This window comes from Rhizobium sp. No.120, assembly GCF_054558365.1.
On sequence record NZ_BAAJNQ010000006.1, the window covers coordinates 1 to 23,949 of the forward strand.

Genomic DNA, 23,949 nt, shown 5'->3' on the forward strand with positions numbered 1-23,949 from the left:
AATGGGCCGGAACTTGCGCCCACCTCAATAGGCCCGGGATCGCCGACTTCGTAAGAACGGAATGCTGAACACTACGGCATCTCAATGTTCCCGCACACCCCCGGTCCACATTGCGTCTTGCCGGACTTCGCAGCGACATTATCGAGAAACTGATATTTCGGAGAAAAGTTGATGACCATAGCCGAAAGGCAATCCGGCTTCGCCATTCGTGTTGGGGGCGTAGTGGCGAAGCCGGGTATGCGGGGCGACCAAAGCCTGGTCGAGCCAAGCTGCTGATCGATGGCGATTTTACATCAGTTGGGGGCAGCGACATTTCTGAATGTTGCCGAAACAAGGCATTTTGGCGAAATTTAATGTCCCGGCTTTTCCGCAGGCGCGAACCATTTGGTAAGTTCTGTAATCTTACTTTTAATACTGGTTTATGTAGAATTTTCGAGAGTTCTACGCAAGTAAAGCCTGTTTGATCGCACGGATGTTCTGGCAGCAGACCCCGTCCCTGCCAGAGACGTCCCAGCTGCGATACCACGATGGTTTGGATTCGCGTCGCTCGTGCTAGCTTGCGACCTTGGCCCCGGCGCTCTTGAACGATACGACCTGCTCCAAGCCGCGTGGCTGGCGGTTGCGTACCTTGATCTCGCCTCCGAACCGGTTGATGATTTCGCGCGCAATAGCCATCCCAAGACCGGCCCCCGGAAAAGATCTTTGCCTTGCGATATCGATCCTAAAGAAGGGCTCAAATACCTGGTTCAGCCGGTCCTCCGGAATGCCGGGGCCGGTATCGACAATACGCACAACCGCTCTATCGCCAAGATGCGTCACCGTCACCACGGCTGATTGGCCGTGGGTTGCGGCATTGATAAGCAAATTTCGCAAGGCTCTGGTGATGGCGAGCGGGCCGGCGCAGATCGTTGCCTGCTCCAGTTCGCCCCTCGCGACATTCATATCGATCGCCTTCAGCTCGCTAACGATGTCATCGACGATCCGGTCGAGCCTGACCTGCTCCAGGCTGTCCCGGGAGATCTCCTCCCGGACCAGCCCGATCGCGCTGTCGGCGATCCTGTCGAGCTCCTCGAGATCGGCAAACCATTTGCGACGCTCTTCGTCATCCCGGATGAACTCCGCCCGCAGGCGCATGCGGGTCATCGGCGTTCGCAGATCATGCCCAGCGGCTGCAACGAGGCGCATGCGGCTTTCCGTCGCGGCCTTGACCCGAGCCGACAGGCCATTGAGCGCCTGGGCGGTCGCGCGGATTTCGCCCGGCCCGGTTTCCGCTATGTAAGGCAGGGTGCCGTCGGGATTAACCGCCGCAACAGCCTCTTCCAGCAGACGCAGCGGTTTCATGATTTTCGAGGCGGCAAAGATGGAAACCAGCACGCTGCCGATTATGATGAGACCGAGCCACCCTACCAGGATCTTCCATCCGCCCGGCGGCGGTCCATGATCCGGCATCGGCATGATGAGCCAATTGCCGTCGGAAAGCTTTAGCGACGCAATCATCTCGCCTGTCGATTGGCGCACTATGACGGCTTCGCGCATGCCGGCTATTCGAAGCAGGGCCTCCATCAAAAAGCGCGACAGCTCTTCGTCGCTCGGGCCTTCCGCCGGCTTGGGAGCAACGACCAACCCCGCCGATGCCGCTGTCATTCTGTCCTTCTCTGCGAAGGTGGCGAGAATGGAAAGCTGCCGCGCCATCCGTTCGACGGTCATATCCGGACGTGGCCCGCGCATGACAAGGCTTGCCACGAAGGACGAGGAAATGACGACCAGCACAATCGCCGTCATTAAAAGCAGCGCCAGCCGCGCCCCAAGCGACCTCATGAATCGACTTTAACGGCCGTCACGGGGACAACCAGTTGATAACCGCCATTACGAATCGTTCTGAAGATCGGATCTTCGGCCGTTTCGCCGAGCTTGCGGCGCAGTCGACTCATCAGGACATCGATGGAACGATCGGCGGGATCGCGATCACGCCCTTGTGTAAGGTCAAGCAATTGATCGCGCGACAGGAGCCGGCCTGCGCGCTCCAGGAATGCCTTGAGAAGATCGAATTCAGCGCCGGTCAGCGAAATCGCCTCGCCGCTGTCTCGACTGACGCTGCGAAGTTGCGGATCGAGCATCATGTGCGCAAATCGATAGCGCTTCTGTTCGGGCTCAGACGAGGAAATCTCATTCGTCCGACGCAGGACAGCGCGGATACGCGCTGCCAATTCGCGCGGATTGAAAGGCTTGCCGAGATAGTCGTCGGCGCCGATCTCGAGGCCAAGAATGCGATCGATGTCCTCCTTCAAGGCCGTCAGCAGAATGACCGGCACGCGAGGGCGGCGGTTTCGCAGATCGCGGCAAAGATCGAGGCCAGACCCATCGGGCAGCATGACGTCAAGAACGAGAAGATCGGGGTTCCGCCGGTTGAGCGCGTCGTTGCATCCGCGAAGATCGCTCGCCGTCGACACTCGAAAACCTTGTTCCTCGAGATACCGGCTCAGAAGCGAGCGTATTTCATGATCGTCGTCGACTATCAGAATATCCGGTGCGGCGCTCGCGTTCATGGGCTTCATTCCGTTTTCTCAATCCTTATACAAACTATGACTTCTCTGAAAAGAAGGGTTTTGCGGCGCCAATACGGAAATCTTCGCCGCGAAACATTGGTTTACAAAATTCCGGGCGTCAGAAACGCTGAGCAACAAAATAATGGGTCAAAAAGTGAATCCGCTGGCGCTGCAGGCCAGCGCAGCAGCCAGGGCCGCGGGCGCCTATTAGAGACAAGAGCCGATTGTCAGGCTGCTCGCAGCCACTCGACGCTCCAGGCCGAAAGACGCCCCTCGATTGCGCCGCTATCCATCATCAATCGAATTTCGATCGGCGCACGCGGATCAACGACATCGATCGGCACTGCCGCTTCGAACGAGCCGGTGCCTTGCGGGCACACACGGAGACTACCGAGCAATTCGGCAGCATGTACCTCGAGGGTGAAGATCTGCCCCCGGCAGTCTTCGTCGACATCGAAAAGGAATTTTGCATTCCAGCGCCCCGTCGGCAAGTGGAGGTATGGGCCGTAGATAAGGCAGCGGGCACCACCGGTAAGATCGACAAGATCGTCCAGAGCCTGCCCCAAACTATCCCCTGACAGGAATGCCTCTTGCGGCCAGAAGACGGTGTTCGAGGCTTTGCGGCGATCGAATTCCAAGGGGTGGAGAACCTTCTTTGCCGTCTCACGGAGTGCCTCGCTGACCTCCGGAACCGCCTCCTGCGGTGTCAGGTAGCCCGCAATGACAGCCGCGGCGGCCTCCTCCAGCCTCGGCGCTTTTTGGGGTGGTTGTCCGGAAGGTGACATGCCGACATGCAGCAGCGCGTTGGCTATCTGCTCGAGTTTAAGATCGGTGCTGAAATGGCGGTCTATGGTCTTCAACAACAGATCTATGCTGCCTTTTTGATCAACATCGCCGCGACGCAAGACCAGCGCCCCTGAAGCGTCCGCAAGCGGCTCGAGACAGGCAAGGCTTGCCGAGACGGCCCTGACCAAACCGATGTCCCGCTGCCCGGTCGCGCGAGCAAGATAGGAAACGGCGTCGAGGGGATCTTCGAGAAACAACAAAAACGGCACGTTGACCCTGAGGATCAGTTCCGATAGCCGCGCTTCCGGAAACTGCGAGACAAGAACGGCATGCGCGCCCGATCGCGCAAGGACGTGCTGCTTGAGATCCTCCACGGTATCGGTGGTAATCACCGCATAGTCCCCGAAGGCTTCGCGGGCCAGAGCGTGAACTGCTGCAACGCCCCAGGAAGACATGACCCCCGGCATTCCGAACGCAAAGAGGATAGTCATGACGAACTCCCCTTTTGATTATCCGTTAAGGAGGCGATCATAAAGCGAGCCAACCTTCTGTTGATATCGATCCGGTGAAAAACGTGCGGCTTGCATGGGGCCGGATTTGGCGAAAGAGGCGCATAACCCGTCATCCTGATCCAGACTGACAATCGCCTTGCGCATCTCCTCCGTATCGTAAGGGTCGACCAGCAGCGCCGCATTCCCGGCTATCTCAGGAATCGATCCCTCCGTGGAGCTTAGAACAGGCGTTCCAAGCTGCATGGATTCCAGCACCGGTAAGCCGAAGCCCTCGTAGAGCGAAGGAAATAGCACCGCGCGCGCTCCCCTGATCAGACTGATCAGCAAAGGATAGGACACGAAATCGAAGCGTTGGATTTGCCGCTGAGGCAGGATACGATCCTCCGCGCGAAGATAGAAGCGGAAACGATCGTCATCGATCAGCTGCTGCGTCTCCGCACCCTTCCATCCGGGCGCGCCGACAATGATGAGCGGCTTGTCTGTCTTTGCGGCAAGATAGGCTTCGATCAGCCGGGAGATGTTCTTTTTCGGCTCGAAAGCGCCAAAGAAAAGGAAATAGCCCTTCCAATCGAGATGGAAGATGCCGGCAACCTCGTCCGCGACAACGTCGTCCGGCTTCTCGCGAAGTCTCTCCGGTACATGAACGGCCTGGTAGGTATTGCTGACGCGCGCCTCGTCAACGCCGAGAACCTTGATGATATCGGCGCGCGACGTTTCGGATACCGTCACGATGTGATCGGCTCGCCGGACCAGAGAGCGCAGCATCTTATAGTGATAACGCTTGTTGTCCTCGGTCAGATAAGGCAGCCGCAAAGGAACCAGATCGTGGATCGTGTAGACGTTCAGTGCTCGTTTTGCCGCAATCGGCATTGGATAGGTGCAATGAAGAAGATCGGGCTGCGTCTCGAACTTCATGGTCAGATTGTTGCCGTAACGCTTGAAATGATAGCGCGCGAGCTGGAACAAATCGTTGGCGGCATAGACGGTGTCAGCCGCACCAAGTTGTGATTGAAGCGATTTCACAATGACGGTGCCGCTCAAAGGGATCGGAACCGGAGCGATGCCGAACGGGGCAGCGATGCGGCGCCGCAGCCAGCGCTTTGCGACCGAAATCGCTCCGGGCACATGAGCATTAGCATCATCGAAGAGGAGCACTTCCCGCAAAACCGGGTCCTTCGGTACCTTCCCAGGAATCCCATGGACGACGCCCGTCAGATAGCCGAGGGACTGGGCCGTCGCCATCAGGCTTCGGGTATAGGTCGCAACCCCGGTGCCCTTCTTGAGGGAAAGATTGAGACCGTCGTAAAGGATCGTCTGGCTCACTCCCATTTCCCCCTCAGCATTTGGGAACCCTCATTACTTCCGATCAAACTGGCTTGTCGCGCGAAAGGACGAGCAGCGAATCGTCGGCCCCGTATTTCGAAAGCAGGTCTTCGCTGGTGATGGGAACCGCTTCACCGCTGAAATCGAGACGTCGCATTGTCCCGTAGATACCGGCGAGCCGTTCAAGAAAACCGGATGCGTCGGCATAGCGGGCAGGATTGAATTCGACCACGAGCATCGGCTTATGGCGGGCAATGGTCTCAGCCATTCCTTCGAGTATCACCTCCTCTGCCCCTTCTGCGTCGATCTTGATGAAGTCGACGCGAGAGCAGGAGGCGCTCATCCCGTCGAGGGTTGTCACCGGGACCTTGATGACGACACCGTCCTGAGGGCGGGGTTGGAACATTTCCGAAACGATCAACGCATTCTTCGGCTCGGTATGGGGAATATATAGAGAGGCTTTTCCCGATATCGTTGCACCGAGCGCCGAAGTTTCGATCCGCGTCCGTCCGAGCAGCCCGTTGAGCTCGACACTGCGACGCAGGAAATCGGCGGCATGGGGATTGGGCTCGACGGCGATCAGTTCGCCCCTTGTGCCGATGAGCTCGGCAAGCAGAAGGGAGTAATAGCCAAAATTCGCACCGACATCGATCGCGGTCATGCCGCGCTTGACGTTGCGCGCGCAGAACAGCGTCAGCCAGATTTCCCAAAAGCCGTCCAGAAGAACATGGGATGCGAAACCTCTGTCTCGGGTGTCTACGTAAAGCTTGTAGCGACCGAGCACACGCACCAAAGCCGTGTGATTCCCGAGGTAGGCGCTGCTCACGCGCTGCAGGATGGCCGTTTCGGCCTGATGCCGATCGAACGCCATTAATTCATGGAGATGTAACAGTGCCGAAGAACTCATTGTACCTCTCTCGTTCCTGCATGCCCGTAACGCATTCCACAGGCCGGGCAACATCAGGAATCTCCCTTGATCGCAGCGAGATTATCCGTCTCGGCCTGTCCTTCGCTTTTGCTCCGTCATCTTCAGTTTGCTGCCGACGCGGAGATGCCGACCGATGCCGCAGACAGAGCCGTCCCGGTGACTCCCTGGAAGAGGCCCATGAATTTTTGAATATCGATCGACGAGGCATTGGAGATGTAAATTATATCTCGCGGTTGAACTTCGAAGTTCTGCATCGCCAGAAGTGTCGAGCCATTTTTCAGATTGAACCGATAGACGATCGGCACAGGTCCGCCACGGCGCAACAACGGATTGTTGGGCGCAACGAAGCGGCGGGCAATCTCAAGCGGCTCGTAGCGGAAGAGGAAGACGCCTGAAGCATCGGCGCGGCTATCCTGCAAGCCTCCCGCCCGCGCAACCGCGTTCGCCATCGTCAAATGCTGAACGCTGAAGGGGACCTCACCGCTCTGACCTGAGGCGCCAAGGATCGTGTATGTAACCGGCTCGCGCACCACCGTAACAACGTCTTCAGGCCGCAATCTCACGTTTTCGCGCGGATTTTGAACAATCGCGGTAAAAGGCAGATGCATCGTTCGGCCGCCACGCGTCAGATAGACGACGCTGTCGTTGACGCCGGCGCGCAGTCCTCCCGCCGCGGCAATAGCATCGAGTACTCGGCTACCGGCGGGCGAAAGTGCGACGCGCGCGCCGCCAGCCACCTCGCCTGTAACTGTCACGGTGTTCGACGAGCTTTGCTGGACGGTCACCAACGCCTGTGGTTGCACCGCCTTGCCCATCAGGCCAGAAACCACCGCCTTTTCGACCGAGGCTGGAGTGCGCCCAGCGGCCGCGATCCGGCCCACATAGGGGATACTGATGGTGCCATCGCTGTTGATGGTTTGCGGCGGGATCGTCACCGAACTACCTGTCGCCTGTTGTTGCCCCGAAGCGCTTGAGGCCATTCCGAACAGGCTGCCGGGCGGCGCTTCCCAAAGGCTGACGGAAACGACATCGCCAACCGCGATCCTAAGGCCGGGATCCCGTGCGCCCTCACCAAAATATGCCGCGAAGCTGGCTTCCGGTCGAGCGACGCTCTTGACCATCGCCGTCGATGTCACATCGACCACTGCGAATGGTGGCATGGTGCGCGCAGCCGCCTCTTCCAAGATGCGGGAGGCCTTGGGGCCGGCCTCCGGTAATCCACAGCCCGTAAGAACGCAGGCAAGAACGCACAGTAGTCCGAACTTCAACGGCATCGATGATCCTGATTGGCATGGAGGCAGTTTTGACGAGGCAACATCGTGCCAAGCAGGCTAGGCCGTTCCGGCATCGTTGCTACGCTCCCGGGAAAAACGAAGCGTCGACGACGGACTGAAACCGTAGGCATGTTTGTAAAGAACGGAAAAACGTCCGGGATTGGAGAATTGCAGGCTCATGGCAAGATCGGTAATGCTTTCGGCCCGGCCGCCCTTGATGGCGCCATGCGCTGCGGCAAGTCGGTAATTGCAAAGGATTCCCATCGGCGTATCGCCGCGATAGGTTTTGAACATGCGTTGCAGCGCGCGAGGGCTGCAGCTCGCCGCGTTCGCGAGATCTTCCAGCATGATGGCATTGTGCAGATTGTCACGCATGAAGGCCTCAGCCCTCAGGAGCTGCCGCGGCGCGTTATCCAAGGTGCCGCGATTGAAGGCATCGGACAGATTGTGCGGCAGCTTGGCAAACAGCTTTACCAGCAGGAGCTCGCCGTAGGCCTTGGCGAGCATCATTCGTTCGGTCTGGCGTGCGGTCGTCAGATCCTTTTCGGCCTGACGCAACGTCTGATAGAGCCCCTGAGCACCACCTTGCCGGAAGCTTACCGGGGCCAGCGCGAATTCCTGCACGTAAGGCTTGCCGGTCAGCTCTTCAAAATGTTGTCTAATAACCGATTCCGGGATCTGAAATAGCAGCCAGGAGCTGCGCGGTTTGATTTCGATGCGCTTGCCAGCGCGATCACTGATGCTCGCGACATAATTGGCGGGAATGCGCAGTGATTTATGCATTCGCCGGTGATTGATTTCTATTTCTCCCGCGAGAACGAAGACGATGCTGACTCGCGGCAAATCCTGTTTGGCGATACCTTCCAGGCCCGCCGAATGCTCGGCGCTTATGATCGATGCTGACTGAAGAGGTTGCTTACTGAATTTGAAGGAATAGTCGCCAGAGGTTTCTGAGGGAACAGACCACTTCCAGTTTGGTTCAAGCATATCGAGATTACGAATGATTGCATCACGGGAATACACCTCGAAAGTACCGACGCATTGCTCGATAACTCTTTCCAACATCGCCATCCGCTATTCCTACTCAAAATCTCAAGTTGCATATTAGCAATTGCTAACACGTGATTTCTATCTAGGCTACACTTTTTCCAGCGTTCGTTATGACGACTCCATCATCCCGTTCCCGCGGCTATCCAGGTTGCGGGATCGTTTAGCGTAAGTTGCATTATCTTTCATTAAATTAGCACGACGAATTTTAGCGCAACAGTACAGATAGTGACGATGTTATACAGAATCCTACCAGTTCACAGCTCGACTGAACGTTGAATTTTCCAAAGCGACGAGATCGGACAAAATACAGCCGTACGGACAATATAACCGAAGCCCTACCGGTGCTGGTTGCAAAGAGAGCCGGAGGTTTCTGCAAATAGACTTACCGTAAGGCTATTAACCCGACCCGGTTCTTTCGGGTGACGGGGGCAATGGATCCGCATCGCGCCATGGCTAATAGAGTCGACTGACTCCCCATGATATTTTTAATTATTCTAATTATAGAAAGGCTTAGATGTGCAAGCCTCTAACGATACGCGAAGCTTTCGCCTGTCCTGTGACCCAGCGCTCAAAGGGATTGAAATGCCGCTGGCTGCCGCCTGTTATTGTGTCAATTTGCAGCGGATGCGTACATTGTTGTTGCCAATCAACGCAACCCCTTGCGGTGACTTGGCCTACAATGTGGAGTAGATTCGAAATGCCGTTTCAATATCGTTGAAGACGCGACCGCGGCCGTTCTTCAACACAAGCGCTGATGTGCACAAATCACCGATCACGTTGAGATTGTGTCCCACAATGATCATCGAGCGATCTTTGCGCTTGACGAAAAGCTCCTCGAAGCTGCGTGTTTGGAAGCGTTTGTCCCCGACGGCCAGCACCTCGTCGATGAGATAGCAATCGAAATCGATGGCAAGCGACATTCCAAACGCCAGCCGGGCCCGCATGCCCGAGGAATAGGTTCTGAGAGGCATCCGCAGATAGCGGCCAAGCTCACTGAAATCCTCCACGAGATCGCGGATTTCATTGAATGGCTTATCATAGATGCGCGATAGGAAGCGCATGCAGTCGAAGCCGGTCATCGAACCCCCGAAGCCACCGCTCAAGGCGATTGGCCACGACATCGACATATTGCGCACGACCCTACCTGAGGTCGGCTCTTCTATCCCCGCAATCATGCGCACGAGGGTGGATTTGCCGGCGCCATTGTGCCCAAGCACGGCGATCTTCTCGCCGCGGCCGATTTTAAACGACACGCCGTCAACCACGCGACGCATCCGGCCATTCACTTCATACTCCTTGACGAGATCGAATACCCCGACGATGCCATCTTCATGCCAGGGAATGTCCTCTTTCGACCCCGGCGCCCCTGACGGCGCGATTTGCGCAAGACTGGAAGGAAGGATGGTCATTGCTGGGCTGCGTGCTCGTGGACCTGAGTCACAAAAAAGCGCAGGATCCAAAAGGTAGCGAAGCAAACTGCAACCAGCATCAGAAACGAAACGAGGCGTTTCGGATACAGCGCATGATCGGGCAAGTTGGGGTCGGCGATTCGTTCCAGATACAATTGTTGGCGTTGTGCATCGATCCTGGCGTTTTCCAGAGAAGTGGTTGCCGATGTCAGCATCTTCGCCGCCATTTCCCGCTCCAGCAGCAGTTGTTCATATTGTGCGATTCGCGGCGCCATAGAGCCGTCGCTGCCGACGATCCGTGTCCGTTCATCGCTGATCTGACGTTCCATCGCTGCCACCCGCGCCCTTAGCGCTTCGCCTTGCGGGCTTTGCGGCGCCTGTTCCTCCAGCGCTGAAAGCCGCGCCTTGCTGTCGGCGAGATTGTCTGAGAGCCTCGCGATCATATCCAGAGCGGCGGCCGACTGCTTGCTCGGGTCGACAAGCGCCTCGCGATTGCGAAAATCGGTCAGGCTTGTCTGCATCTTGGACAGTCTCGCTTGGCTGTCATTTACCTCGATCTGCGCATAGCGAATGGCATCATCACGGGCGCGATCGTTGAGCCGGTTGATGAGCTCTTCGGCATGCTGCACGAGGGCGTTGGCCAGGCGATAAGCATCATCGGCGCGAAATGCGCGCACATCCAGCGTAGTCACGCCGCTGCCGCTGTCGGTGTGCACATTGAGGAAACGAAGATAATGCTGATACAGCTCCTCATTATTGGCTTCGGCCCAGGGCAGTGGATAGCGGCTCAGGAAGTCGCCTTCCGGACGGGAAAGAATCGCTTTCAGATCGTCCCTGCTCACCAGCGCGTCGACAGCTGCGCGCGACTTGATGAATTCGGTGACGATGTAGCTATCGTCCTGCGCGCGGACGAACCCGGTGCTCTGAAGAAACCCGCTGAGCAGGCCGGCTGCATTTCTATTGGGGCTGCGCACGACAAATTGCGTTTCCGACGCGTATTGATCGGCGCAGATGAAACCATAATAAATCGCGCCAAACACGCCGGGAACGACAACAACCAGCAAAAGAAGCAGCTGCGATCGCACCCATTGAACAAAAGAATGATGCCAGGAAACTGGTTCGCCTATAACGACGCCAGACGAACGGGCACTCACCAGTGTAATGAAATCGGTAAATTCCTTATTATTTTCGATGCGGCTCATCTGGGACCATCAAATCTTTCTTGGAATTGCCAAGACCATTCCACTGGCTGCCTCTCCGAAATATCCGATCGGCTCCCGTGATCTCGCGGCTTCCACCGTTCAGCTTCGCCTTTGGCGGCGGTTCACGGGACGATGTAGGCGGCAATTTACTCCTAAAACATTCCCATATATCCTTTGAAAGTCAAATATAATTCTGGTTATCGGAAATTTTTACATATGTGAATAAGAATAATGTCCCTTCTGTCGCAATTAATACTTTGGCGACGCGATCCGTATGGCAGGCCGAGATTGCGACGGCAATAACTGCCATTCGATTAGCTATTTCTCCCTCATTGCTGGTTCGAGGAATTCGGAATGGGAAAGCTCGGAGGCGCGTTGAGGCAAGTCATCGGTAACGTTGCGGCGGATGGTCATGGAGACCTGCTGTTCGGCCGGGTTCGCCGAAGCCTCCTGAAGTTTCTTGCATGCCGGCAGCGCAAATCAGCAGGCCTCATATTTGAGGATGTCATCCGGCTGCAACTGTTCTTCATGCCCCCGAAAGTAGCTCCGCTCATGCAGCCGGTCGTAATCGAATATCGCAAGCTCCGCCGTTCAGGCGCGGGTTTTTGCTCTTAGCGGGCATCTTGGGGGATTGATATGTACAGGGATTCGACAGTCTTTCCTGAGGGGATGCAATCTTCGGTCGCAAAGCCGAGCGAGCAGCCGTCCTGGCTACCGCCAATCAACGCGCGGCTGCTTGCTTTCCTTCCGACACGCCAGCGCTTTCCTCTTATCGGTGCAGCTTTCTCGGCATCCCTCAGGCCGATCGAATTGACAATGGGTGCCGCTGACGGAGTCGTCAGCTGGGGAAACGGCCCGCTTTCAAGACTGGCGCGTCTCTATGCGCAGGTGCTGCGTCTGCCTTTCTGGACAGTGGACGGCGGCTTCTTGCAGTTGCCCGCCGCGGACGCCGCTTCACCGATCTCCATCATCGCCGATGACCTTGGCATTCATTTCTCCGCCCGCCAACCTTCACGGCTCGAGGCACTGCTACAAGACGCGTCGTCCGATGCTGATATTCGGCGAGCACGGGACCTGCGGCGCTGGATCAACCACGAGAGACTTTCGCAAGACGGCCACGTCCTCGAAGCAAAATTTCGTCTTCGCCGGAGCCGCCGCAGGCGCATCCTGCTCGTCGACGAAGTGGTCGGAAATCGCGCTGTCGACAGCGCCGGCGCTGATGCAGAGGCCTTTGTGAGAATGTGGACAGCGGCTCTGGCGGAGCCAAATGCCGACATCATCGTAAAATGCCATTCCGACGTCGTCGCCGGCCGAGCAAGAGGCTACCTTCAGTCTCTTGCTCGGACCACTGAGGCGCAGTTCGTGGACAAGGCGATATCAACGCACTCCCTGCTGGATATGGTGGATGAGGTCTGGACGGTATCAAGCCAGCTGGGTCTCGAAGCGCTTCTGCGGGAAATACCGGTGGTCACCTTCGGCATGCCCGCTTATGCTGGGTGGGGACTGACAACAGACCGGGCCGAAGGCGCGGTAGCGGCTGCGGCACGCTCGCGTCGGGGACGCCATGTCAGCATAGACGAGTTTGCCGCGGCTTCGCTCTTTCAATATTCGCGTTATGTGGATCCCGTCTCACGCAGCCCGATCACAGCCGAACAGGCAGTGGAACGGCTACTCGAATGGCGCGCTCGCGCCCGCTCGCTTACCGGCCGTTACCTTTGCGTCAACTTCTCCCTGCACAAACGCGCGGTCATGCGCCGTTATCTGAGCAGCCCCCGATCACAAGTTCGTTTCGCTAACAATCCGAGCGCCTTGGAAATCCAGAGCGCCGACACGATCGTTCTTTGGGGCAATGCCCCCGCTCCCGAGGAGGGAATTTTGTGGAAGCAGGGCAAGAGATTGCCGATCGTCCGGGTTGAAGACGGTTTCATCCGCTCCTCTGGCCTTGGCAGCTCGCTCGTGCCGCCATCCTCGCTCTGCTTCGATGAGGAAGGCATCTATTTTGATGCCTTTACCCCGAGCCAGCTCGAAACGATCCTGAACAAGACGAATTTCGACGATGCACTTCTTGAGCGGGCACAACGCCTGCGGCGAGACATCGTCTCCATGGGCATCACCAAATACAATTTGCCGCCTCAGCCCGCACCGGACTATCGAGCTCTGGCAGAAGGCCGCACCATCGTTTTGGTAGCCGGCCAAGTTCCGAACGATGCGTCGTTGCGCTTCGGCATGGCAAGCCATTCTTCCGATATCGAGCTGCTCAGGGCCGTCCGACGCACCAGGCGCGAGGCATTCATCATCTATAAGCAGCATCCGGATCTTCTGGCGAAGGCGACAGGCCGTCACCCAACACCATGCCCGCCAGCGGAGGCCGCCGATCTGGTGATCGGCAATGTCGATCTGGACAATCTTCTGAGTGCGGTCGACGAAGTTCATGTCGCGACCTCGCAGATCGGATTCGAGGCACTGCTGCGCGAAAAACCAGTGTGGTGCCACGGCCTTCCCTTTTATGCGGGCTGGGGTCTTACGCAAGATGCGGTTGTCTCGCTGCGGCGAAAACGCGTGCTAACGCTTGATGCGCTGGTTGCAGGCACGCTCATCCTCTATCCGCGATACTGGTCTAACATCACCAATCTTCCGTGCGAGGCCGAAGACGTCGTCGCCGAACTCTATCGTTGCCGCCAGGGCATCGCTCCCAATCCATCACGTCGGCGCTGGCTGGCGCAGGCCATCCATATGCTCGAGGCTAGAAAATTATGACCACGTCCGTCATCATGGATATTTCCCGATTGATGGAACGGGCGCATTGCCCCACACCTACCGGTATCGATCGCTATGAGCTTCATTACGCCAACTGGCTAAACGAGCGCCGCAAACGGACTGCCTCGACAGGTTTCGATGCGCTTACGCAGCCCTCATGGTTCGTCGAAACCGGCCACAACAGCGCCATTCCCATACCGTCAGAACGGGCGGACAAGCTGGTTTCCATGCTCAACAGCCGCTGGTCGGCGACAGAAATATCGCCAGCACAGGCCGCTCTTCTCGAACGGATTTTCGCCGCCATTGATGGCAAGATCAGGTGGCAGGCAGCGGCGGAAGTGAAGACAGGGGAGGCCCATACGCAAAAGCTGCGCAAGATCGCGCATGCTGTCGCCAACCGTTTCGCATATGGTCTAATGCTGCCGCCCAGGGCTTCCTTCGTCCACGTGTCGCACAGCCGGCTGGATCGGACATCCGCCTTCTCCTGGCTGAGAGAAACCGGCCGTAACGGCGTCTTTTATGTTCACGATCTCATCCCGCTATCGCATCCGGAATTCGTCCGACCGGAGGAGCCGGAGCGACATCGCCGCAGGATGGAGACAGTGCTCAAACACGCGTCGCTGGTGCTTTGCAATTCGCAGGTAACCGCACGTGCCTTGCGTACGTTTGCCCAGCAGAGCGACAGGACGCCTCCCTCGATTGCGGTATTGCCTCCAGGCATCGAGCGCTGCTTCCAGTCTCTGCCAAACGACATGCCGCGACCGCGAATGCCCTACTTCGTGACGCTCGGAACAATCGAGCCACGCAAGAATCACATGCTATTGCTGCACCTGTGGCAATACCTGGCCGAACGTGACGGGGCGATGGCCCCGCGGCTCGTAATCGTTGGCAAGAGAGGGTGGGAAAACAGCCACATTCTGGCAATGCTGGAGCGATGCCCTGCCCTGCCCGGCCTCGTCATAGAGGTGCCTGGGCTGGAGGATGCGGCTCTCGCGCGGCTGGTTGCTGGCGCAGCTGCTCTTCTGGCCCCATCCTTCACCGAGGGTTACGGCATGCCTGTCGCCGAGGCTATCGCGCTCGGCACGCCCGTCATCGCCTCCAACATCAGTGCTCATCGAGAAGCCGCCGCCGGACAGCCCGCCATTTTCCTCGATCCGCTTGATGGTCTGAGTTGGAGAGCCGCGCTCGACATGATCGCCGCTTCGCCACATCGCCGAATGAACCCCGGCCCATCGAACGGATGGGACACGCATTTCGATGATTTGGAGACACTGATCGACGCCGATTTTTCGGCGCGGCGCCACGCTGCCCAACGGGCTCCGAGGCGCATCGGGAGAATATCGACCTCGTCGGTTTTACAGTGAGGGCAGTGGTGCTGGCGCAACACAATAACAAAGTTCGTCAGCAAGACGTGGGAGCGGCGACGTGACAAGCTTTTACGACATCGAGAATTGCTACAAATTCATTCTCGGCCGTCCGATCAACGACGATGAGCGAAATGTCATCGGCAACCATCTCCTGCAAATCACCGATCTGCCGCTGGACGTCCATCGCAGGCGTTTTCTGACTTCCAGCGAATTCCACCAACGTCATAGCGAATTGCTGTTTCACAATTTCGTGCCGAGCTCGATCGTCGTCCTTTTTGAAACCGCATACAATTTTAAATTGTATCTGGATCTTCGCCAATATCATATTTCTTTCGGCATCATGAACGGTGAGTATGAGAAGTTCGACATCGAGCTCGTGAAAGCCATCGTGCCCGATAACGGGCAATTCATCGATGTCGGCGGCAATGTGGGGTACTATTCCCTCTCTGTCGCAGCGCATCATTCGCCGTTTAGAGGAACGGTTCTCGCCTTCGAGCCGTTGCCGAAGCTCTCGGAGTTGCTCAATCGATCGATCGTAGAGAACGGATTTGAAGACAGAGTGAGCGTCCACCAGCTCGCTCTTGCCGATGCACCCGGAGAACTACCGCTCAATGACGCGGGGGAAACGGTCAACGCTGGCGCCACGCGACTGGTTACCGATCTCACCAAGACCAAGGTCGATCGCATGACCAAGGTCGAGACACTTGATCGCGTCATTGGCAATCTGCGGCCTGATGTTATGAAAGTCGACATACAGGGAGCAGAAGGCCTGTTTTTGAAGGGGGCGCTAAGAACCATTGTCACAAGCAAGCCTTCCCTATTAATGGAGATCAATCATGATATGCTCTCGATTGTCTCCAAAACCACTCCAGGCTGGATCCATCGCCAGCTCGCCGATCTCGGTTACCACGTCTGGATCAGCTCCCAACATCGGCTGACGCGGATGGCAACTTCGGAGGAATTCAACTCGAACTTCTCTGCCGGCGCTGTAGCGAACATATTTGCAGTTCATGAAGTTCGCGCCGAGGACGTCAACCGGCGGCTTCAGCACCTTGAGTTGCAACCGATTCCGACCAAGCGAAAAAGGCAATACCAGAAGGAGACTACCGCCTAGCTGTCGCACTTGATTTTCGGCTTCAGCACCTGAGCGTGGATCGAGAATGAAGATCTTGTTGAACAAAAAGGGGCAATCATATGGGTGGCATCGCCTATTATGGCTCATGCCCTAGCGAGGAGTTTGTCCGATACGTGTTCCCGGATAGCAGCATCGTCTTCTTCTGCTACGGCATCAACGTCGCCAGCTTCATGAACGACAGGCAGGCGTCCATCACCGCCCTCGAGGGGTGGCCCGAACCGATCCAAAAGAAGCTGCAGTTCGAAGCCGACAAAGGCTTCTGTGATCGATTGAGGGCGTCAGCGCCGATGACACTGGTGATCGATTTCAGCCGCGCCACGCGCGCCTCGCTCCTAGACTACGAGGGCACCTTACTCACCGTTCCCTACGAGCTTCTGGATGCCGGATCCGAGTTGCAGCGCGAAGCATTCAACATCTTCAAGCTCATTCCGTTCGGTAGCCGCGATTTCTGGACGCTGGTGATCGAGGCAGCGCAAAGGTTCTGCGAGTTCCTGAATGCGAACCTGCCGGATACAAACGTGATATTGCTCGATATGCCCCCCACAACCGACTATCGAGGCACGCTTATCGACCGCAATACCTACATGACCGACTTTTGCCGCTGGCAGATACGGTATCCGATTTCTCGCGCGCTTATCGACTTTTGCCGGGAGCGTATTGAAAACAGCAGGGTACTTGCACCGCCGTCAGGCCTCTATTCCGACGACACCGCACTCTACGGACCCGCACCGATGCACTATTCCGTGGAGGTCTGGAAGGAAATAGCCGTTCGCTTTCATGCGAATGGCGGCTTCGACGGATTGCCGCGTACAAGCGATACGGTTTCCACACTCACGAACTATTCCGGCCTTATAGACGCCTTCACCAAGACGGCGCTGACCAACCCGAACCTTCATCGGTTCAGCCTCGATATTCTGCTTGGTGCACTGCCCTATCTCTTCGCAAAAATCAGCAACCCCGCCTATAACCACTTTGGCGACCCCATCGATTCCTATGATGTCGTTGCAGCCTTTCGCTGGATTCTCGGTCGCGAGCCGGAATCCGTCGAAACCTTTCTCAGCCATTATGCGCTGCCCAGCCGAAGGGATTTGCGCGAAACGCTGCTACGGTCCTTGGAATTCCAGTACCAGGTGACGAACTATGTCCAACGTTAGCGCGACCGCAGCGGCATCACTCGAACTTGATGTGATTGCGTGCCGCGTTGATCAGGAAGAGCCCGACAGCCGTCGTAAACAGGCAGCACTTCGCAAGGTAATCAATGTCATAGAAGGTTTGCACGGAATCGCCGAAGACACCGGCACGAAAAAGCTCGAAGCAATGAACGAGAGGGACATAAAGCGCCAGCTTCTGGGCACCGCTCGGCAGCCAGGCCACCATGAAGAACATGCCGCAGATCGGCAATGTGAGATATTGAAACGGCGGCACCAGCTTCTCAACAAACTCGAACCGTTCCGAACCGGCGGCAAAGATGAGCGCCACCGCGAAAGAGAGCCAGGCCATGAACAACCAGCCCGCCAGCACCAGACCGAGATTCTGATAGGGCGGAATGATGTTTGCCAAACGCGCAACCGTGTAGACGAGGATGAGAGCGGCGGTCGTGCCGGCGGTCTCCAGAAGCGCACGGGCAATTATGGCGTCAGCCAGGCGGATCTGGCGATGATACATCAAGGGCATATTCTGGCGCAGACAAGAAACCGCATGACCGGTTATGTGGCGCCAGAGCGTCAGCGGCATGTAGCCGCTCAAAACGAAAGCCGCCACCGTCAATCCGTGCGCCTCGTGATTGAGCAGCGTCCACATGATCATGACACCCGTGGTCAGGATCATCGGTTCCAGCGCAAGCCACAGGAAGCCGATGTTTTCCCGCCCATAGCGTATGAGCATTTCGCGCATGATCAGCGCACCAAGGACGCGCCCCTGAATCTTCAATCCGGTAATGAACTGCGAACCCCCGCGCGCGTTTGCAGATACCCGATGCACCCGAAGCCCTCCTGGTCGCTATCCCATCTCCATCAGACGGTCGGTCAACGATACCGGCGAAGAGCAACCGCTCAATCTTCATTGCGCCGGGCTTGGACAATTAGCGTCCGTGACGTCCGCTCGCAGATCTGCAACGACAGACGATCACCAGAAAGGGCATGATCATGGCTCTGATTAACTCCGAGACCCAAAACAAGAAAGTCGATGCAGAGCAGCGGCCGCAACCTTTCCGCCGTATGATTGCCACTTCGGTTGCCGGACCTGCAAAAGCCCGAAAGCGTCGCAAGCGTTACGGCCGTCTAAGCGTTTATCTGCTGGCGGTTATTGCCCCTACCCTGGCGGTCAGCGCCTATTACGCATTCATCGCCGCTCCAATCTATGTGTCCGAATCCTCTTTCGTCGTCCGCATGGCCGCGCCGCCATCCTCCAATGTCTTCGGCTCTCTGCTGCAGAACAGCGGGATAACGCGCTCGCAGGACGATACTTTTTCCGTGCAGGAATATATCCGCTCCCGCCAGGCACTGAAGGAACTTGCCGAACGGCTTCCCGTACGTGCTATTTTCGCTAGTCGACAGGCGGACTGGCTGACCCGCTTTCCCCGCTTCTGGGAAAACAACAGCGAGGAACAGCTCTTCAATTATTATTCGAGCCGGGTGTCCGTCATTCACAACGACACCACAGGCATCACCGTCCTGCGGACAACAGCTTTTCACGCGCAGGATGCCGCGGACTTGAACACCTCATTGCTGGCACTTGGCGGCGATCTTCTTGACCGGCTCAACAATCGCGCCCGCGGCGATGCGGTTCGCTTTGCCGATGGCGAGGTGCAGCAGGCGCAGCAGCGGGTCATAGATGCCCAACGAAACATAACGAACTTCAGAAACAAGGAGCTGATGGTCGATCCGAATGCCAGCTCCATGTCGATGATCGATCTCATCAGCAATCTGACATCCGCTCTCGCCAATACGCGGGCACGCCTTGCAGAAACGCGCAAGACTGCGCCGGACAGTAACTCCATTCCCTTTCTGACGAGCCAGGTCGCGGCACTGGAGCAGCAGATCGAGAATGAGCGAGCAAAAATGGTCGGATCCGACAAGTCCGTCGCGCCAAGAATTGCGGATTACGAAAGCCTCGTGCTGATGCGGGAGTTTTCCAACAAGGCGCTCGTTGCCGCCCTCGATGCGCTTGAAGCGGCCCGAGCCGATGCCCGCCGCCAACAACTCTATCTTGAGGTCGTTGTTCCACCGCAGATGCCCGACGAGGCAGAGATGCCTTATGCGCTGAAGAACATTACCGTCGTTTTCCTGTCCTTGAGCCTTTGCTATCTGCTGGGCTGGCTCATGGTCACCGCCATCAGGGATCACGAAAGCGGCTGACCTTGCCGGAGCCAGATCGAACCCGGATTGCCGACCTCGATATTAGTGCCTCTGAGAGGGTTGTCTAATCGCAGTTGGGCGTGCCGCACCGCTTTTGCAACCCATGCATTTATTGAAGTTCACTATCACATAGAAACGGAAATGGAGCACATTGTGATCGAAGAGCAATCGAAAACAAGCAATGCAAAGGACGTCATCATCGCGGCATATAGAGGCCTTCTAGGACGAGATCCTGACAAGAACGGCATGAGTTCTTATCTCGATTTGCTGGAGAAGAACTCAATTTCATATGAAGATCTTATCCGGCAAATCAGTAGTTCTGATGAATTTAAGACCATACATGGATACATTCACACATATGGTTCCTCCAGAAGAGAGGCAATGGATGTATTTCGGCAATTCAGAAAGTATGAGGGGCCGGGCAGAGCAGGCTTTGTGACCAACTTTCTCGGTTGCGTTTCCAACGTGAACCATGTCGGTCTTGCAAGCCATTCGGGACTGATTGAATCATTTCCGTTTCCCGGTAATTTTCATGGGGCCGCCTTGGAATGGATCGCGGTATTGCGTTCAGTTCTCGACGCTCGGGAGCGATTCAGCATGATCGAGCTCGGCGCCGGATGGGCGCCTTGGTCGGCAATCGGCTACGCAGCCGCCAAACAGAAAGGTTTAAGCGCTCACGTGATCCCGATCGAAGGGGATCGTGGTCATATCGACTATATTCACGATTCGTTTCGTGAAAACTCCATCCCCGATGGCGATGCCGACGTTATCCATGGGGTCATCGGCGTTGAAGACGGGATGGCCAGGTTCCCTCGGGCAGCGCAGGCCGGGCATGTTTACGGCGGTGCCGCTGGTTTTTCTGGCGAGGGCAATGATGGCGATGCATTCGGGACATTCCTGAGGCATCATAGTGGCCTTATAGCAGAAATTGAAGAGGTGACATGTTATAGTCTCGCAACGATCCTGAACGGCAAAGGGACCATTGATCTCATCCATTGCGATATTCAAGGTGCCGAAGGCGACCTCTTTGAACACCATATCGATGTGGTGACGAAGCAGGTGAAGCGCGTATTCATTGGCACGCATTCCGCTGACTTGGATCGGCGCCTCATCAGCTTGTTTCCCAAGCATGGCTGGGTTTGCGAAGGCATCGTTGCCGCAAAGACGAGGGACGATCCGCACGGAGATCCGATGCTTGTTGCGGATGGTGACCAGGTATGGCGCAATCCGGCATTCTTCTGATCCAGGTCTTACAGCAATTCCGGGAAAGTGTATGGCGGTTTTCCGTCAGGAATTGCGTATAGATGTCCGTACTCACAGTCAGCTACTTTGCCGCACACTTCTCAAGGCGGCCTTCGGCGTACGCGGTAGTTATTTCTTCACGAAAACAAAGATGCTGGTAACATTGTCGATATGGCCAGGCTCTTCATGCAACTCGAATAACCGGCAGCCAGTTCTATCGGCCAGCTCCAAGATGGAATTTTGCGGCGTAGAGTGCATCTCCATATCGAGTTTGGAACCACCCTTGAGATAGTCTGCTACTTTGAAGCTGTAGCCATCTTCATGTGTCCTAACATGTACGATCGCGACTCCTTGAGGCGGCAATCCGGAAAACGCCTTCTCTAGGACAGACAGTGTAACTGGCGGCGGATTATGTTGCAGCACCAGCCGGGAATACCAAAGATCGAAGCCGCGTCCTGGCATGACGTTCTCAGACGTGACTTGGATAAACTCGACATTATTAGCGCCCGAAGATGCAATATGCTTTTTCGCCAATTCAATATGAGGGGCAGAGATGTCCAGCGCGATAACATGCTTGAAGGCCGTAGCCAGCGCAGCCGTCGCACGCCCGACACCACAACCAAATTCAAGGATAGTTTTGAAGTCATTTAGCGATCGGTTCATTCTACGGAGCAGGTCGCGAACCAGGTACAAATCTCCGACACCGCTTTCATAAAATTCAGCCAGATTTTGTTCCAATTGATCCGGCACATATTTATCCAAAGACAACACAGACCAATGTGGTGCCTGAGCACCAATTTCTGACCAATAGGATGCCGTCTTGGATACCACCTGTTTAAGGGTGGGATGGTCCATGATGGTTTCAATATCGGAGGGCGGAGTGTGGGCCAGAAAAGATTTAGTGACCGCTATCGGATTCTTTAATTTATACTCGGGAGATTCCATCAGATGCCGGCGGAATAATTCAATGTCTTCGAATGCCTGGCGATAAATTTCTATAACATCGTTGTTTTCCGGCAACCTGCCTAAAAGATAGCGATAGCCATAGCTCACGTCGTCCTTAGAAATTGGCATTTCTTTCGTCCTTAAGTGATATTTCTTGGCGCACAAGCCGCGACGGTCGTTGTTCTTCTTATTGTCCTGATGCGAACGTACATGATCCTCCAAGTACGAAGGAGCCGGAGCCGCCCGTCACAATCGTCGTCGGGGCCGGTATTGTCGCCTGGCCGCTGCCGCTTTGGACGAGCAATATTTGATTTAAGCCACTGGCTACAACTCCAGATAGAATAGTAAACGAGGGACTGAGCGTAATTCCCGCCATACTGGAAATGGTGCAGAACGCGCGCTGGTCTGGTAGCTCATTGTCCGTAAACGGCAGACCATTGATAAAGAGAGAACCTGAGAGGCCGCTGGAGGCAGTACCGTTTATGTAAAAGGTAATCGTCACCTGAGAGCCATCATACCAGAACGTCCCAACACGCGAGCTATACGTTACCGTGCCGCTCTCGCCGCTCCCGACCACTCCCGGAGTCCAATACTGTCTTACGCCGCGCAGCTCATAAATGCCGCCGGCGGATGTTGTGGGAATCACAGGTGCTGGATGTGTGACATTGGCTATACTTGGTGGATTTGCGCCTGAAATAAAGCCGGAAGCTCCGGCATTAATAGCGGCCGACCCATTATTGTCGTTGTTGTAGTTCCAAAGGACTCCGTTACCAAATTGCAGGCTTCCGCTGCCCAATACAGAGATGCAGCTACCGCCAGCGTAGAAGCAATCTATATTTCCGATCGATACCTGCGTACTTGTCCCAGAATCCTGATAGGTGCCTGAACCAGGCTGACTTCCGGTTCCGGGAAATGCCTGGCCCGACCCGCGAAGATTGGCGATCTGTAATTGCACGCCTGTCGCGCCGGGCTTAATCCAAATGCCGTATAACGTGGCGTCAGCGGACACAGAACCGATCTGGGCACCCGTCGTGGTACCTTCGTTCGATTGGGTAAAGGCTAGGGCACTATGATAAGACAAGGTAAAAATGTCGTCTATAAAAGGTGAATCGGATCGCGCATAGACAATCGGATCAACAGTCTGGTCGAACGCCGCGACGGCGGAAGCCCCTGACCAGAAAGGCCAAAACTGGATATCTTTAAGCGTCGAAATATCATGCATATGATCAAAGGAAAGACACGTTCCCTGGGGCTGGCCATAAATATTTGTGATGTGACCCCGCGCAGAGTTAAAGACACTGATGCAATGCGTTGTATTATAGAACATGATATTATCAAAATCGACCCGGCCATTATTGTTAAGTACGAAGAAATATGGATAGGCGTTTGGGGTCCAGGGACCAGTACCAATCGTTGGCTGATCGTCATAGAACGCTATATAAGAAAAGGAAGGCGTACCTCCTTGGCCAAAAAGTCCACTTATTGTGGCGGGGATGAACGAAGTGCTAGAGCGGTGAATCCACGTACCAAGCATATTTGTGCTGCTCAATGATCCCGCTGAAACCGCCTCATTCCAGCCTGCTCCGCGGATGCAAGGGGTCTGCGCCGACATTGTTACTGCAGAGGACCATAACCAAATTCCCGCCGGGATAAAGATGCAACCAACATTTGCGTCGTAGGCTTTCTGGACATATTGGCCAATATCTGTCGAGTTGTTGTTTTGTGCGCCCCAAATGCGGATGTCCGTTATTGTGCTAGGCTGCAGCATCCAACACCCTGTCCCGCTTGATGGCTGGACCTTCGCGCCGTTATCTGGGCCGGTGCAGTTGGATGCCGACAAGGTGTATGTACCCGCGCCGCCGTCACCGGCAGCGTAAAACCCGCTACGGACAATAGTCGTTCCCACCGCCAGTCCCGAAATGGACGTCGATTGTAACGCAGCGTTTGTTTGGACCGTGCTGGCGCTTTGCGCCCAGGCACCCGTACTGAAACTGAACACGATAAGTGCCCATGCGAGCAGCAAAAATTGTCCGGCAGTACGGTTGTTGTTTTCTGGCAACCTGCCCGAGAGATAGCGATAGCCGTAGCTCACGTCGTCCTTGGAAATTGGCATTTTT

The 23,949-nt window shown here is 56.1% G+C and carries 19 protein-coding genes; 6 read left to right on the plus strand and 13 right to left on the minus strand.

Annotated elements, in window-relative coordinates:
• Positions 1-552: 552 nt before the first annotated feature.
• The 9 genes from ACYJRZ_RS18270 to ACYJRZ_RS18310 all read right to left on the minus strand — a co-directional run bounded on the left by ACYJRZ_RS18270 (position 553) and on the right by ACYJRZ_RS18310 (position 11,030).
• On the minus strand, positions 553-1,818 hold the full coding sequence (locus ACYJRZ_RS18270; RefSeq protein ID WP_459461273.1) for an ATP-binding protein: 1,266 nt from the start codon (positions 1,816-1,818) through the stop codon (positions 553-555).
• A complete protein-coding gene (locus tag ACYJRZ_RS18275) occupies positions 1,815-2,546 on the minus strand; it encodes a response regulator (RefSeq protein WP_459461676.1) in 732 nt (243 codons plus the stop codon). The genes ACYJRZ_RS18270 and ACYJRZ_RS18275 overlap by 4 nt, the downstream gene beginning before the upstream one ends.
• A gap of 227 nt (positions 2,547-2,773) precedes the next feature.
• Entirely contained in the window at positions 2,774-3,823 is a 1,050-nt protein-coding gene (locus ACYJRZ_RS18280; protein ID WP_459461275.1) for a hypothetical protein, read from the minus strand.
• Positions 3,824-3,841: 18 nt separating this feature from the next.
• A complete protein-coding gene (locus ACYJRZ_RS18285) occupies positions 3,842-5,173 on the minus strand; it encodes a glycosyltransferase family 4 protein (RefSeq protein ID WP_459461277.1) in 1,332 nt (443 codons plus the stop codon).
• Positions 5,174-5,210: 37 nt separating this feature from the next.
• Positions 5,211-6,074, minus strand: coding sequence for an FkbM family methyltransferase (locus ACYJRZ_RS18290; RefSeq protein ID WP_459461279.1), 864 nt, complete (start codon positions 6,072-6,074; stop codon positions 5,211-5,213).
• A gap of 122 nt (positions 6,075-6,196) precedes the next feature.
• Entirely contained in the window at positions 6,197-7,369 is a 1,173-nt protein-coding gene (locus ACYJRZ_RS18295; RefSeq protein WP_459461281.1) for a polysaccharide biosynthesis/export family protein, read from the minus strand.
• Between the two features lie 57 nt (positions 7,370-7,426).
• Entirely contained in the window at positions 7,427-8,440 is a 1,014-nt protein-coding gene (locus tag ACYJRZ_RS18300; RefSeq protein WP_459461283.1) for an AraC family transcriptional regulator, read from the minus strand.
• A gap of 653 nt (positions 8,441-9,093) precedes the next feature.
• Positions 9,094-9,828, minus strand: a complete 735-nt coding sequence (locus tag ACYJRZ_RS18305) for an ABC transporter ATP-binding protein (RefSeq protein WP_459461285.1) — start codon at positions 9,826-9,828, stop codon at positions 9,094-9,096.
• Entirely contained in the window at positions 9,825-11,030 is a 1,206-nt protein-coding gene (locus ACYJRZ_RS18310) for a capsule biosynthesis protein (protein ID WP_459461287.1), read from the minus strand. Before ACYJRZ_RS18310 ends, ACYJRZ_RS18305 begins: the two co-directional genes overlap by 4 nt.
• Positions 11,031-11,666: 636 nt before the next feature.
• Between ACYJRZ_RS18310 and ACYJRZ_RS18315 the strand changes: the two genes are divergently transcribed.
• Both ACYJRZ_RS18315 and ACYJRZ_RS18320 read left to right on the plus strand, forming a co-directional pair.
• Positions 11,667-13,787 (plus strand): capsular polysaccharide biosynthesis protein, encoded by a 2,121-nt coding sequence (locus ACYJRZ_RS18315; RefSeq protein ID WP_459461289.1) that lies wholly within the window; start codon positions 11,667-11,669, stop codon positions 13,785-13,787.
• Positions 13,784-15,151, plus strand: coding sequence for a glycosyltransferase family 4 protein (locus ACYJRZ_RS18320; RefSeq protein WP_459461291.1), 1,368 nt, complete (start codon positions 13,784-13,786; stop codon positions 15,149-15,151). The genes ACYJRZ_RS18315 and ACYJRZ_RS18320 overlap by 4 nt, the downstream gene beginning before the upstream one ends.
• A 37-nt stretch (positions 15,152-15,188) precedes the next feature.
• On the opposite strand, the gene ACYJRZ_RS18325 is transcribed toward ACYJRZ_RS18320, so the two are convergent.
• Positions 15,189-15,380, minus strand: coding sequence for a hypothetical protein (locus ACYJRZ_RS18325; RefSeq protein ID WP_459461293.1), 192 nt, complete (start codon positions 15,378-15,380; stop codon positions 15,189-15,191).
• A 6-nt stretch (positions 15,381-15,386) separates the two neighbouring features.
• On the opposite strand from ACYJRZ_RS18325, the gene ACYJRZ_RS18330 reads away from it, so the two are divergent.
• Together ACYJRZ_RS18330 and ACYJRZ_RS18335 are read left to right on the plus strand one after the other, a co-directional pair.
• A complete protein-coding gene (locus ACYJRZ_RS18330) occupies positions 15,387-16,268 on the plus strand; it encodes an FkbM family methyltransferase (RefSeq protein WP_459461295.1) in 882 nt (293 codons plus the stop codon).
• 80 nt (positions 16,269-16,348) lie between these two features.
• On the plus strand, positions 16,349-17,443 hold the full coding sequence (locus ACYJRZ_RS18335) for a DUF6270 domain-containing protein (RefSeq protein WP_459461297.1): 1,095 nt from the start codon (positions 16,349-16,351) through the stop codon (positions 17,441-17,443).
• 16 nt (positions 17,444-17,459) lie between these two features.
• Here ACYJRZ_RS18335 and ACYJRZ_RS18340 read toward each other — a convergent pair whose 3' ends face one another.
• Positions 17,460-18,269, minus strand: a complete 810-nt coding sequence (locus tag ACYJRZ_RS18340) for an ABC transporter permease (protein WP_459461299.1) — start codon at positions 18,267-18,269, stop codon at positions 17,460-17,462.
• Positions 18,270-18,433: 164 nt separating this feature from the next.
• Between ACYJRZ_RS18340 and ACYJRZ_RS18345 the strand changes: the two genes are divergently transcribed.
• Both ACYJRZ_RS18345 and ACYJRZ_RS18350 read left to right on the plus strand, forming a co-directional pair.
• On the plus strand, positions 18,434-19,645 hold the full coding sequence (locus tag ACYJRZ_RS18345; protein ID WP_459461301.1) for a capsule biosynthesis protein: 1,212 nt from the start codon (positions 18,434-18,436) through the stop codon (positions 19,643-19,645).
• Between the two features lie 141 nt (positions 19,646-19,786).
• Entirely contained in the window at positions 19,787-20,887 is a 1,101-nt protein-coding gene (locus tag ACYJRZ_RS18350; protein ID WP_459461303.1) for a DUF4214 domain-containing protein, read from the plus strand.
• A gap of 129 nt (positions 20,888-21,016) precedes the next feature.
• Here ACYJRZ_RS18350 and ACYJRZ_RS18355 read toward each other — a convergent pair whose 3' ends face one another.
• Complete coding sequence (locus ACYJRZ_RS18355) at positions 21,017-21,961, minus strand: class I SAM-dependent methyltransferase (RefSeq protein WP_459461305.1); 945 nt, start codon at positions 21,959-21,961, stop codon at positions 21,017-21,019.
• Between the two features lie 58 nt (positions 21,962-22,019).
• The gene (locus ACYJRZ_RS18360; protein ID WP_459461307.1) at positions 22,020-23,945 is read right to left on the minus strand and encodes a hypothetical protein; all 1,926 of its coding nucleotides are present in this window, start codon (positions 23,943-23,945) and stop codon (positions 22,020-22,022) included.
• Positions 23,946-23,949 lie beyond the last annotated feature (4 nt).

Excerpts from the sequence above, each read along its gene's own strand:
- ACYJRZ_RS18285 (WP_459461277.1), bottom strand. The coding sequence starts at position 5,173 with ATGGGAGTGAGCCAGACGATCCTTTACGACGGTCTCAATCTTTCCCTC.
- ACYJRZ_RS18355 (WP_459461305.1), bottom strand. The coding sequence starts at position 21,961 with ATGCCAATTTCTAAGGACGACGTGAGCTATGGCTATCGCTATCTTTTA.
- ACYJRZ_RS18350 (WP_459461303.1), top strand. The coding sequence starts at position 19,787 with ATGGAGCACATTGTGATCGAAGAGCAATCGAAAACAAGCAATGCAAAG.
- ACYJRZ_RS18295 (WP_459461281.1), bottom strand. The coding sequence starts at position 7,369 with ATGCCGTTGAAGTTCGGACTACTGTGCGTTCTTGCCTGCGTTCTTACG.
- ACYJRZ_RS18345 (WP_459461301.1), top strand. The coding sequence starts at position 18,434 with ATGGCTCTGATTAACTCCGAGACCCAAAACAAGAAAGTCGATGCAGAG.
- ACYJRZ_RS18360 (WP_459461307.1), bottom strand. The coding sequence starts at position 23,945 with ATGCCAATTTCCAAGGACGACGTGAGCTACGGCTATCGCTATCTCTCG.
- ACYJRZ_RS18305 (WP_459461285.1), bottom strand. The coding sequence starts at position 9,828 with ATGACCATCCTTCCTTCCAGTCTTGCGCAAATCGCGCCGTCAGGGGCG.
- ACYJRZ_RS18325 (WP_459461293.1), bottom strand. The coding sequence starts at position 15,380 with ATGACGTTGGTGGAATTCGCTGGAAGTCAGAAAACGCCTGCGATGGAC.
- ACYJRZ_RS18300 (WP_459461283.1), bottom strand. The coding sequence starts at position 8,440 with ATGGCGATGTTGGAAAGAGTTATCGAGCAATGCGTCGGTACTTTCGAG.
- ACYJRZ_RS18270 (WP_459461273.1), bottom strand. The coding sequence starts at position 1,818 with ATGAGGTCGCTTGGGGCGCGGCTGGCGCTGCTTTTAATGACGGCGATT.
- ACYJRZ_RS18290 (WP_459461279.1), bottom strand. The coding sequence starts at position 6,074 with ATGAGTTCTTCGGCACTGTTACATCTCCATGAATTAATGGCGTTCGAT.
- ACYJRZ_RS18320 (WP_459461291.1), top strand. The coding sequence starts at position 13,784 with ATGACCACGTCCGTCATCATGGATATTTCCCGATTGATGGAACGGGCG.
- ACYJRZ_RS18315 (WP_459461289.1), top strand. The coding sequence starts at position 11,667 with ATGTACAGGGATTCGACAGTCTTTCCTGAGGGGATGCAATCTTCGGTC.
- ACYJRZ_RS18275 (WP_459461676.1), bottom strand. The coding sequence starts at position 2,546 with ATGAACGCGAGCGCCGCACCGGATATTCTGATAGTCGACGACGATCAT.
- ACYJRZ_RS18310 (WP_459461287.1), bottom strand. The coding sequence starts at position 11,030 with ATGAGCCGCATCGAAAATAATAAGGAATTTACCGATTTCATTACACTG.
- ACYJRZ_RS18335 (WP_459461297.1), top strand. The coding sequence starts at position 16,349 with ATGGGTGGCATCGCCTATTATGGCTCATGCCCTAGCGAGGAGTTTGTC.
- ACYJRZ_RS18280 (WP_459461275.1), bottom strand. The coding sequence starts at position 3,823 with ATGACTATCCTCTTTGCGTTCGGAATGCCGGGGGTCATGTCTTCCTGG.